General features: G+C 40.8%; 12 protein-coding genes. 11 read left to right on the top strand and 1 reads right to left on the bottom strand.

The genetic code is table 11. The features are described from left to right. On the top strand, positions 1–1,434 hold the full coding sequence (locus OLM34_RS03560) for a hypothetical protein (RefSeq protein WP_264405286.1): 1,434 nt from the start codon (positions 1–3) through the stop codon (positions 1,432–1,434). Between the two features lie 18 nt (positions 1,435–1,452). Then, on the top strand, positions 1,453–2,862 hold the full coding sequence (locus tag OLM34_RS03555; protein ID WP_264405284.1) for a Gfo/Idh/MocA family protein: 1,410 nt from the start codon (positions 1,453–1,455) through the stop codon (positions 2,860–2,862). Positions 2,863–3,218: 356 nt separating this feature from the next. Here the strand turns inward: OLM34_RS03555 and OLM34_RS03550 are convergent, their stop codons facing one another. After that, positions 3,219–3,587, bottom strand: coding sequence for a transposase (locus OLM34_RS03550; RefSeq protein ID WP_264404439.1), 369 nt, complete (start codon positions 3,585–3,587; stop codon positions 3,219–3,221). Positions 3,588–3,991: 404 nt separating this feature from the next. Between OLM34_RS03550 and OLM34_RS03545 the strand changes: the two genes are divergently transcribed. From OLM34_RS03545 to OLM34_RS03505, 9 genes are all read left to right on the top strand, one after another. After that, positions 3,992–5,335 carry a Gfo/Idh/MocA family protein gene (locus OLM34_RS03545; protein ID WP_264405282.1) on the top strand — a complete coding sequence of 448 codons (1,344 nt, stop codon included), beginning with the start codon at positions 3,992–3,994 and terminating at the stop codon, positions 5,333–5,335. Positions 5,336–5,489: 154 nt separating this feature from the next. Beyond that, positions 5,490–5,825 carry a carboxymuconolactone decarboxylase family protein gene (locus OLM34_RS03540; RefSeq protein WP_264405280.1) on the top strand — a complete coding sequence of 112 codons (336 nt, stop codon included), beginning with the start codon at positions 5,490–5,492 and terminating at the stop codon, positions 5,823–5,825. Positions 5,826–6,064: 239 nt separating this feature from the next. Next, positions 6,065–7,252, top strand: coding sequence for a C40 family peptidase (locus OLM34_RS03535; RefSeq protein WP_264405279.1), 1,188 nt, complete (start codon positions 6,065–6,067; stop codon positions 7,250–7,252). Next, entirely contained in the window at positions 7,249–8,406 is a 1,158-nt protein-coding gene (locus OLM34_RS03530; protein ID WP_264405277.1) for a dipeptide epimerase, read from the top strand. The genes OLM34_RS03535 and OLM34_RS03530 overlap by 4 nt, the downstream gene beginning before the upstream one ends. Positions 8,407–8,458: 52 nt before the next feature. Then, the gene (locus OLM34_RS03525; RefSeq protein ID WP_264405276.1) at positions 8,459–8,824 is read left to right on the top strand and encodes a DMT family protein; all 366 of its coding nucleotides are present in this window, start codon (positions 8,459–8,461) and stop codon (positions 8,822–8,824) included. 243 nt (positions 8,825–9,067) lie between these two features. Then, entirely contained in the window at positions 9,068–9,520 is a 453-nt protein-coding gene (locus OLM34_RS03520; protein WP_264405274.1) for a DUF4494 domain-containing protein, read from the top strand. After that, positions 9,517–10,182, top strand: a complete 666-nt coding sequence (locus OLM34_RS03515; protein ID WP_264405273.1) for a YggS family pyridoxal phosphate-dependent enzyme — start codon at positions 9,517–9,519, stop codon at positions 10,180–10,182. Before OLM34_RS03520 ends, OLM34_RS03515 begins: the two co-directional genes overlap by 4 nt. A gap of 189 nt (positions 10,183–10,371) precedes the next feature. Continuing rightward, positions 10,372–11,349 carry a dihydroorotate dehydrogenase-like protein gene (locus OLM34_RS03510; RefSeq protein WP_264405272.1) on the top strand — a complete coding sequence of 326 codons (978 nt, stop codon included), beginning with the start codon at positions 10,372–10,374 and terminating at the stop codon, positions 11,347–11,349. Continuing rightward, positions 11,346–12,287, top strand: coding sequence for a hydrogen peroxide-inducible genes activator (locus tag OLM34_RS03505; RefSeq protein ID WP_264405270.1), 942 nt, complete (start codon positions 11,346–11,348; stop codon positions 12,285–12,287). Before OLM34_RS03510 ends, OLM34_RS03505 begins: the two co-directional genes overlap by 4 nt. The last annotated feature ends 20 nt before the right edge of the window (positions 12,288–12,307 follow it).

The raw sequence follows: 12,307 nt of genomic DNA, 5'->3' as shown, positions 1-12,307 counted from the left end.
ATGAAGAAACACCAGTCACGCAGAGATTTTTTAAAAAAAAGCCTATTCGGTATGGGAGGATTGTATTTATCCGATTTCTCGCTCCCGCCATTTTCCAGCAATGAGGTAAATCCAGATACGCAAAAATGGAATGGTCTGCCATCGAAAAAGATCAAACTAATCAGGACATCTTCTCAGTTTGAAAGAGAGCCGCTAATAAATCCAATGGGATTTAAAGGAGGCTATTTGTCGGAGTTATGGCAAACCATAAGTTATCTTGAAAGCGAATCAGGCAGTCATTCCATAGGATTGGGTACGCAAAGCGTCTTATGGTCGGATTCAACTGTTTTTTCTACACATTCTGAATCCGGAGGAAATGCGTTAATGTACATCTTAACGGAAAGAGCACTTCAGATCCTTCGAAATCAAACTTTGCTGTCTCCCATCGACCTGATCGATCCGCTTTTTTCGGAGGTATACGAGTATGCAAAATACGTAACATCCAATCCAGCCTTACGTAAAACTTTTGTCTTAAACGCTCTTGTATCCGTAGATAATGCTCTCTGGCTACTGTACGCTAAAGAAAACGGGATCACCGATTTTGATCAGTTAATACCCCCGAAATTTAGATCTACTTTCTCCGAAAGGCATGAAAAAATAGCGGCCATACCTTTGATATCTTACAACGTGAGCCCTGCTGAAATAAAAAAAGAGGCAGATAATGGATACTTTTTCATGAAAATCAAAATCGGTCAATCCGGTACCCAGAAAGAAATGCTCGAAAAAGATCAAAAAAGACTTTATGAGATTCATCACATTTTAAAAGACGTACGTACCCCTTATACCACCAATGGCAAATTACCCTATTACTTTGATGCAAACGGTCGTTATGAATCGAAAGAAACATTCATGAGATTTTTAGATTATGCGAAAAAAATTAAGGCGTATGATCAAATTGTAATGGTAGAAGAACCTTTTCCAGAAGAAAAAGAAATCAATGTTTCCGATATCCCCGTACGCCTGACTGCCGACGAAAGCGCACATACCGATAAGGATACGATAAAACGCATTCAGATGGGATATAAGGCTGTCGCATTAAAACCCATAGCGAAAACGTTAAGCATGACCATGAGAATAGCAAAAGCCGCCGCCGATAGAAATATTCCGTGTTTTTGCGCAGACCTGACGGTTAATCCCGTGTTAGTGGAATGGAACAAGAATATTGCTGCCAGACTGAAATCGTTTCCCGGCTTAGAGAACTTGGGGCTTTTGGAAAGCAATGGACATCAGAACTATGTGAACTGGGATCGAATGAAAAGTTATTTCCCAAAAAACAATGCTTCATGGATTAATGTAAGGAATGGATTCTATTACACAAATGAGGAATTTTTTAAAAATGGAGGAGGAATTTTCGATCCCATCCCTCATTATGAAAACATGTTTGCGAAAAAATGAAATTAAATAAACAACAGTATGAAAAGCAAAACAACACGACGAGACTTCATTAAAAAGTCTTCCCTGGCAGTTGCCGGATTATCTTTAACTCAAAAAGGATTTCCTTTGGTGGATATAAACAAAAAAATCATAGGAGCAAATGATCGAGTACGTACCGGTTTTATCGGAGTAGGAAATCGCGGGACTCAGTTACTCCATTTGTTTATGGAACAGCCTGATTGCGAAATAGCGGCTTTATGTGATGTGTACAAACCTTATCTTACACGGGATTATTCAAAAGTCGATCCGCGCTATATTAAAGCTATGCCTCGTCAAATTCCCAAAATGGGAGAAAAATTTCCCTCGAAAGTAACGTTATATGACGATTATCGTAAGCTGTTGGACGACAAAAGTATCGATGCCGTATGTATAGCAACGCCTGACCATTGGCATGCCTTGCAGACAATCGATGCCATTCATGCCGGAAAAGATGTATATGTGGAGAAACCATTATCAAAAACGATCGATGAAGGCAGAAAAATGGTGAATGCGGGGAAAAACAGTAAACAAGTCGTAACCGTTGGTTTAAACCGACGAGGTGCTCCCACCTTTCAAAAGTTGGCGAAAGAAATACCCGCAGGCAAAATAGGTAAAGTTACGTTTGCTTCGGCATGTCATGTAAGCAACATGTTCCCGGACGGGATTGGGAAAATGAGTCCCGAAATGCCGCCAAAAGATTTCGATTGGGATATGTGGTTGGGACCGAGAGCATACAGACCTTACCAATACAATATTGCTCCTTACATGTTTCGGTGGTGGGAAGATTACGCCAATCAAATTTCCAATAATGGGGTGCATTACCTGGATTTGATCCGCTGGTTACTGAACGAAGAGGCTCCGATTGCCGTAAGCGCCCATGGTGGAAAATTTGCGTTGGATGATGATCGAACAATTCCCGATACCATGCACGTTACGTATGAATTTGCCTCAGGGACATTGGTTACACTCAGTATTCTTGAAGCAAGTTCGGGAAGTTTCATCCCTTACGGATTTCTTGAACTGCGAGGTACCAAAGGAACATTGTACACGGGAGAGAACGACTACAAAATTGTACCTACCAAACCAGGACAATTTCAGAAATGGAATAAACTCATGGATGCGGAAGAATTTTCACTCGATAAAAACGACGAATTGCTGATAGACGGAAGTTACAAAAACAGTGCATCAAATTTGATAAGAAACTTCCTGGATTGTGTGAAATCGAGGAATGAACCATGGGCAACGTTGGAGACAGGACATCGCTCGACAACTCTAGCGCATTTAGCTACCATTGCCATGGAGACAAAACAACGATTGGAATGGGATGTCGAAAAGGAAGTATTCATTAATTCACCGGAAGCCAATAAATATTTGTCTTATGAATATCGCAAACCATGGAGGTTAGAATAATAAATTGTGGTGTGTAGATGTAATAGTCAAGACTTTCTCTGACAAATATCTTACATTAGGGAACAAAAACTGTCCGATGACTTTTTCTGATGTGGTCATAACTCAATCTGTTTTCTGTTACAAAATTATTCTTTTTTATTTGTATTTGTCAGATTAAGTCTTGACTAATTCAAAAAAAAATCAGGGAATTAACTTTGCCGAAAAAAAGCCATTTGCATGTTGCATATTACAGTATTTGATCTTTTAGTTGTTCCTTGTAATGATACTTCTCCCGCCGGTAGTACGCTTGCCTTGTTTTGCCAAACAACTCACAAAAATCACCCAGACTGAATCTCGGGTAATATGGTGCAGCGTGTTTATGGTTTGGCACCACGCTTTTTTTTTATGTCAATCTTCAAATCCCGCTCTGCGATATCAATCAATGTACTTAGAGCTGCTGTTTTAAGCTTTTCTTTATTAAGCTCATCCTCTAATAGGCGGATTTTATGCTCTAACTCAAGCTCTTTGAGGCTCTTTGAACTATCTGATGTCATAACTCTATCCTCCTTTATTTGTTCAAAATCCTGCTTTGAAATACCTAAATATTTCATCCACCTGTATATGGTGTTCGGCCCTCCAAAGTTATACTTTTTCATTAACTCCGGTTGAGAAATTTCGGTAGTTAAGTACTCTTGGACTATTTGAGATATCAATTCGTCCGGAAATTTGTTGAATTTTGTTTTCATTGTCCTGATTTTAATTTACATTGAGTGTAAACCTATTTCAGGACGAGACACCGTCTTATATTTGTTTCTCCGTACCTTCGCCGTACCAAGGCCGTACCATCCTCGCTCCATGCTTGCATCGGCCTCGCATCATCTTTGCATAAAGTTCGCTCTGCCCCCTCCTCTGTATCCCGCTCTACATGCGGCAAAGAGATCGATTCGTTTTATACCGATCCAGCGGAATCCGATATTGTTGTCCCTGCTTTGAAGCGAAGGAAGAGCGAACAAGGAGCGAAGAAGAAGCAATAAAAAACAATATTCTGCTAATTTGCGTTTTTTGAAGATCGAATTACGTAAATAAGGGAAAAAACAAAATATAAATTGATAAATTTGCGAATTATCAAAACATAACAATTGCATATACTATGATCACAAGACGAAAATTCATCAAAAATGTGGCGATAGGAACGGCAGCAGTTTCCGCAGGAGGGGCTTTTCCGACGTTTAGCGCCAAAAGTTATAAAAACATCATGGGCTCAAACGAAAAAATCAGGATGGGTGCCATTGGCGTAAATTCACGAGGTAGTGCCTTAGCAGCAGGCTTTGCCCGGCAAAAAGGGTGTGAAATAGCCTATGTATGTGATGTTGACAGTAGAGCCATGAATAAATGTATCGCAACTATCGAAGAACTGACCGGCACAAAGCCCAAAGGGGAAAAAGATATCAGAAATCTATTGGCATTAAAAGATTTGGATGCTGTATTTATCGCAACGCCTGAACATTGGCATGCTCCTGCTGCACTAATGGCTATGAAAGCCGGAAAACACGTATATCTCGAAAAACCGACCAGCCACAATCCGGCCGAAAACGAAATTTTGATGGAGGCTGCAAAAAAATATAAAGTGATTGTTACAACCGGCATGCAACGCAGGTCATGGACCAATGTCATAAACGCTATTCAAGAAGTCAAAGAGGGAGCAATAGGGAATGTCTATTTCGGGAAAGCATGGTATGCCAATAACAGACCACCCATCGGAAAAGGTAAAATAGTGGCCGTACCCGAATGGCTCGATTGGGAATTGTGGCAAGGACCTGCTCCGCGAGTACCTCATTATAAAGACAATTTTCTTCATTATAATTGGCATTGGTTTTATAATTGGGGTACAGGAGAATCCGGGAATAATGCTGTCCATTTTATCGATCTCCTTCGTTGGGGTATGGATCTGACCTACCCCACTACTGTAAATTCGTCCGGGGGCAGATATTGCTATGATGATGATTGGGAATTTCCTGATACGCAGATCATCAATTTCGAATTTGGCGATGACAAACTTATTACATGGGAAGGAAGAAGCTGTAATGGACGCTTTATAGAAGATTCCTCGGCCGGAGCAGCTTTTTATGGAGATAAGGGAACGCTGGTAATTGGGGGAGGAAACGCATACAAAATCTATGATCCGGAAAATAAAATTATTAAAGAAGTTACGAGTAACCTGGAATTTAAACCCGGCGATTTAATTAATCCGGCTCAGCAATTGGATGGATTCCATTTTTCGAATTTTCTGAATGGAATTAAAGAAAATATTCCGCTTAATGCAGATATCAATGCCGGATGCATCAGCTCAACGCTGGCGCAATTAGGAAATATCTCACAACGCACTAAGAAAACATTAACCACCGATCCCGATAATGGGCACATTCTTAATGATAAAGATGCCTTAAAATTATGGAGTAGAACCTATGAAAAAGGGTGGGAAATGAAATTATAAGAGGTGCATCTTCATCATGAGCGTTTTTCTCGAGAACAAGGCGAAAAATCTGAGGCTTAACATCAGATTCTTACCTTCGATAATTTTTTGTTTTTTCAAAATATTTCCTATTTTTGTCTGAAGTTGGAACCGCAAAAAATAAGGAGGTTTTACTATGAATAGTTATAAAGATAAAGCAAATGAGGTGTATGCCTTTCTGGAAATCTTGAGCAAAGAGCATCCGGAAGTTGCCAAAGGATTCATGTCACTGCATCATGCAGCAAACAAAGCGGGAGCACTCGACCAAAAGCAGAAAGAACTGATTGCTCTCGGAATTGCAATCACGATTCGTTGCGAAGGATGCATCGCCTGTCATGTTCAGGATGCCTTGAAAGCAGGCGCCACTCAGGAAGAAATCGTCGAAACGATCGGTGTGGCTGTTCTCATGGGTGGAGGACCTTCAGTGGTCTATGGCTCCAAGGCCTACCAAGCCATGAAGGAAATGTTATAATTCTCTTCTGCTTCAACCCTATACATAGGAGAGGAGTTTTATTTACATTTCCCATCTTCCCGATGACGGTTTTCAAGAAAACGCTTTATTTGTTTTTAGCTTTTCGGATGATGAAGAAAGAAAAAATAAATGAGGCATACATAGATATTGATTTGTTCGTTTTCCCACGAATTGATAATACTTTTCATGAGCTTCTCTTATTCGAAAACATTTATTAACCCGGCAATAAAAGCCACAAGATGCAGCAATACGCATATTTAAGTTGGTTTTTGTTCGTTACGCTATCATTTTCTATGGCCCAAACCAACGACATCCGCGAAATCATCAAATCGGTGGAAGCAAAATATATTCCCGACAAACGGATAGAAGTTTTTGACATAAAGGCATACCGTCAAAAAGATACGTTGATACTGAAAGGGGAAACGACAAGCCATGCTGCCTATAATGAGGTAATAGCTAAAGCAAAAAGGAGGTTCATTGAAGTGAAAGACAGCATCCGACTGCTTCCCGACAAGAAACTTGGCGAAGAGACGTGGGGCGTTATTTACAATTCTCCGGGAACGATATACCGTAATCCGAAACACAGCGCAGAAATAGTGTCACAAGCGCTGCTTGGCACACCCGTGAACGTGCTGGAAAAGAAAGGTGGGTGGAGGCGAATACAAACACCCGACCGCTACATCGGTTGGATAAACGGTTCGGTCAAACCTATGACAAAAGCAGCGTTGCAAAGCTATCTACAACAGCCGAAAATCATCGTAACATCACTTTCTGCTTTTTCGTATGAACACCCGGATCCGGGATCTCAAACCATTTCAGACTTAGGAGCAGGTGACATGCTGATAATAAAAGAAGAGAAAGGGATGTTTTATCGGGTTTTCTATCCTGATGGAAGAGAAGCGTTTGTATCGAAAAACGATGTTCAACCCTTTGAAATATGGAAGAAAAGCCGAATATGGACAGGCGAAGAGATCGTGAAAACGGCAAAACGATTTATGGGCATCCCCTACCTATGGGGAGGGACCTCCTCAAAAGGACTGGATTGTAGCGGATTCACAAAATTGGTATATTTCTTGCACGGCATTATCCTTTCGCGCGATGCTTCGCAACAAGTTCTTTCGGGCAAACTAATCGACGAGAAAGGAGACTTTGAAAACGTTCAGCCGGGTGATCTGGTATTTTTCGGGACAAAGGCTACTGACGAAAATCCCAGGGAAAGCGTGGTACACGTGGGGATTTATATCGGCAACAAACGGTTTATTCATGCCTCGGATTACATTCAAATCGGCAGCTTCGATTCGACCGATCCCTTTTACGACGAATACAATACCGGCCGTTATTTGCGTACGAAGCGAATACTAGGCGAGATTAATACGCCGGGTATCGAAGAAATCAATAAAAATGCGTTTTATCATCCGACCGAATGAAACAAAACAGACGGCAATTCATAAAGACTTCAGCTTTGGCAGCAGCGACATTCACAGTACCCCACATTTTTACAACATCTGCTGCGAAAAAACAACGTATAGTATCCAAAAAAATGAAACTGTCATGGACTCCTTATGACCTTCAACTGAGGCATGTTTTCACGATTTCCGGTTTTTCGCGGAAAACGACACCGGTGGTACTCACAAAAATCGAATTCGACGGCCTGGAAGGTTACGGAGAGGCTTCTCTCCCTCCCTATTTGGGCGAAACGCAGGCATCGGTTATCGATTTTCTTAAGAAAGTGGATCTTTCGGGATTTCATGATCCCACTCATTTGGAAGATATTCTGGAATATATAGACCGGATAGCACCGGGAAACACAGCGGCAAAAGCATCGGTTGATATTGCGTTGCACGATTTAGCGGGAAAAATTATCGGTGCACCGTGGTACCAGATGTATGGTCTGAATAAAATGAAGGTCCCCGATACTACTTTTACTATTGGTATCGATACGAATGAAGTGATACGCGAAAAGACTAAAGAAGCCTTAGGACGTTTCTACATACTGAAAGTAAAAGTGGGCGGGACGGACGACAAACGCACAATCGAGGCCATTCGCAGTGTTACCGACCTGCCTCTGACAGTGGATGCCAATCAGGGATGGAAAGACAAACGCTATGCGCTGGATATGATTTACTGGATGAAAGAGAAAGGCGTAGTGATGGTGGAACAGCCGATGGCAAAAGACGATTACGACGGGAATGCCTGGATTACCGAAAACAGTCCTTTGCCGGTTTTTGCCGACGAATCGGTGCAACGACTCGATGATGTGGAACGACTGAAAGGGGTATTTTCGGGGATCAATATCAAACTGATGAAATGTACCGGCATGCGGGAAGCATGGAAAATGCGTAATCTTGCTCAAGCGTTGGGGATGAAAGTGATGATCGGCTGTATGACAGAAACCTCGTGTGCCATATCGGCCGCTTCACAACTTTCCGCGGGACTCGATTTTGCCGATCTCGACGGTGCGCTACTCATCGCCAATGATTGTTTTGATGGTGCCAAACTCGAAAACGGCAAAATGATTGCTACCGATTTTCCGGGAATCGGCGTAAAATTAACCCAAAAAATAAATTTCGGCAGAGAATGAATCAATGAGCCTCAAAAAATTATACCTTTGCACAATTTTTTGAGGATTAACTATGAAATCGTTACTGACAATCGTTCTTTTATTTTGTTCGAATATTTTCATGACCTTCGCCTGGTATGGTCATTTGAAACTTTCGGAATATTCATGGTTCAGTAAACTTCCACTAATAGGCATTATCCTGTTCAGTTGGGGAATAGCCTTATTTGAATACTGCCTTCAGGTACCCGCCAACCGTATCGGATTCGAAGGTAATGGCGGACCTTTTTCGCCTGTACAGCTTAAGGTACTGCAGGAAGTCATTACATTGGTGGTATTTTCCCTTTTTTCTTGTTTTGCTTTCAATACAACACTCCGGTTGAACCACCTTGTTGGCTTTGCATTCCTTGTGCTTGCGGTATATTTTATTTTCAAGGGATAATAAGACGAAATTAACAAATGCCTTAAATTATTACCTAATCCACAATTACCCACGTAGAAAACCTTGTCTGCAAGCATCCCGTGCCGCAACTTTTACGCAATAGTCCGTAGCCAAGTCATACACATAAAGATCAGAAATCCCTTGCTTTGGATGTTAGATGAGCAAAAAAATCCGTACTTTTGCTTTTCCGTTTACAGTGATCAGAGCCATCAATCACTTAATAATTTTTTAACGAATAATAAAATGTACAACTGGTTTGAATGTAAAGTTAGGTACGAAAAGATGCAGGAATCGGGCATGCAGAAAACGGTAACCGAGCCCTATCTAGTGGATGCGCTGTCGTTTACCGAAGCCGAAAGCCGAATAATCGAAGAAATTAAACCGTATATTTCGGGAGAATTTTCCATTGCCGATATAAAAAGGGTAAAATACAACGAAACGTTTTTCAATGAAACGGGCGACCGCTATTATAAAGCAAAACTCTATTTCATTACGTTGGACGAGAAAAGCGGAGCAGAAAAAAAGACGGCAGTCAATATGCTGGTGCAGGCAAGCACGTTGAAAGAAGCATTGGACATTGTCGATACAGAAATGAAAAAAACCATGATTGACTATTCTGTTGCAGCTTTAACCGAAACAGCCATTATGGATGTATTTCCCTACGTTTCAGAACAGGATAAACAAACGAAAGTATGAATACGATAAAGGAAAATCTCGAAAGATTACGAAAAGCGATTCCGACAGGGGTTAAAATTGTAGCCGTTTCCAAATTTCATCCTGCTGAAACAATACAGGAGGCGTATGACTTCGGACAACGAATTTTCGGTGAAAGCCGTGTACAGGAACTAAAAGAAAAATACGAGAAACTGCCCAAGGATATTGAATGGCATTTTATTGGAAATCTACAAAGGAACAAAGTAAAATATATTGCTCCTTTTATTCATCTGATCCACAGTATGGACAATGAACGACTGATGCTCGAAATTGAAAAGCAGGCAGGGGCCAATAACCGAAAAATACCATGCTTGCTGCAAATACATATTGCTCAAGAAGAAACCAAGAGTGGCTTTTCTCCCGATGAGTGCCGCCAATTTCTTGCGACCGGCAAATGGAAAGAATGTACTCATGTACAGCTTTCGGGAGTAATGGGAATGGCTACATTTACCGACAACAAAGACCGAATAAGAAAAGAATTTCGTTTACTGAAATCACTTTTCGACGAATTCAAAAATACACATTTTCCCGATGAGCCGGCTTTCAAAGAAATATCCATGGGAATGTCTAACGATTATCCTATAGCCATAGAAGAAGGCAGCACAATGATTCGGGTGGGAACGCTGATTTTCGGACAAAGATAATGCCGGATTTTGCCATTCGGCGTTAACCCTTTTATTCAAAATTACCTAAGATCAACTTCCACCTAAATCCCTTACCTTGTGAAACCGATCTTTTATGAATTGTATTTATATTCCCTATAAAATCATTGTTTTTTTCGATAAAAGTAGTACTTTTGTCAAGCTTTCAAATCTTAATAAATATTTATTGAAATGGCCAGTTTAGAAACAAAATTTGCCGGACTTACATTAAAGAATCCACTCGTTGCAGGAAGCAGCGGTTTAACCAATTCACTGAATAAAATAAAAGACCTTGAGAAAGCAGGAGTAGGTGCTGTGGTTTTGAAATCGCTTTTTGAAGAACAAATTGAAAGTCATTCGGAAAAGTTGAGCCTCTCTTCCGATTATCCGGAAGCAATCGATTACATCAATACGTATGTAAAAATGAACCATGTGGGCAACTACCTCGATCTTATCCGTTCGGCAAAAGCAGCGTGCAACATTCCAATTATTGCCAGTATCAACTGTTATAAATTAAGCCAATGGACAGAATTTGCCAAAAACATTGAAGCTGCTGGGGCCGATGCAATTGAACTTAACATCTTCCTGCTAAATGCCGGCGAATTTCCCGATAATTACCCGGAAGAATTCCATCAAAACGTGGTAAGGGAACTCAAAAAAACCATCCATATTCCCATTATCGTAAAAATGGGAAAGACCATCAGCAATTTGCCCGGGTTGGTAAAAAAATTGAAAGCACTGGGAACCAATGGTGTGGTTTTGTTTAATCGCTTTTATCAACCCGATATCGATATTGATAAAGAAGAGATCGTTTCGGGCCCTGTTTTTAGCAACCCTTCCGATTTCAACGACACACTGCGATGGACAGCCATTGTTTCGGGAAAAGTTCCCGAATTTGATATCGCATGCTCTCACGGTGTACACTCATGGGAGGATGCTATCAAAGGCATTTTAGCCGGAGCAAGCGCTATACAACTATGCAGTATGCTGTATCAAAAAGGACCCGGCATCGTTGGAGATGTGCTTATTTCCATGGAAAAATGGATGAAACAACATCGTTACAAAAATCTTTCGGAATTTAAAGGCAAACTCAATTACACAAACATTGCCAGTCCGGCTTTATATGAAAGAGTTCAGTTTATGAAATATTTTTCGAACTTTAAACAATGAATATCCAGCAACTCGAATACATTATAGCCGTAGATAATTATCGCCATTTCTCTAAAGCTGCAGAAGCCTCATTCGTAACGCAGCCTACATTAAGTATGATGATTCAGAAACTGGAGGACGAATTGGGGGTAAAGATATTCGACCGCACTCAGTTGCCCGTGCAACCTACCGAAATTGGTGCACGAATTATTAACCAGGCACGTATTGCTCTTGCGCAGGTTAATCAGATCAAAGAGATTGTTCAGGAAGAAAAAGGCATTGTAAAAGGAATATTCCATTTGGGAATAATTCCAACCGTTTCTCCTTACTTGCTGCCAAGGTTGATGCAAGTTCATCAATATCATCATTTTGATATTAAAATAATTATCAACGAACTAACAACAGATCAGATTCTCCGCCAATTATCAAACGGGACATTGGACGGTGGCATTCTGGCAACTCCTCTCAAAGATGAACGTATATCGGAACGTCCACTATATTACGAAAAGTTTTACGCCTATGTTTCTCCAAAAGAAAAGCCGCTATATGCAAAAACAGCATTGGATGAAAGCGATCTGAATACATCCCGCCTTTGGCTTTTGGATGAAGTGCACTGCTTCCGCACTCAAATATTACATCTGTGCAATATGAAAAAAAGACGAAGTAATCAATCCATTTTTACCTATGAAGCAGGGAGCATCGACACCCTCATCAATATTGTTGACGCAAATGATGGGCTGACAGTGATTCCGGAAATGGCAATCGACAATCTGAGCGAAAGCCAGAAAAAAAATGTCCGCCCTTTCAGAAACAATACTCCCGTTCGCGAAATAAGCCTTATTACTCGCAAAGAATATTTGCGCGAACGAATGCTCAGCATCATTGAAGACGAAGTGAAGGAGGCCGTTCCTCAATCGTTGTTAGATGTTTCATTAAAAAAATTTGTAGTTCCACTCTGATGGTAATCTTTATAGAGTAT

The organism is Anaerorudis cellulosivorans, assembly GCF_025943985.1.
GTDB classification, from domain to species: Bacteria; Bacteroidota; Bacteroidia; order Bacteroidales; family Dysgonomonadaceae; genus Anaerorudis; species Anaerorudis cellulosivorans.
Note: the sequence above shows the minus strand (reverse complement) of the source record. Positions and strands in the feature narration are given on the sequence as shown.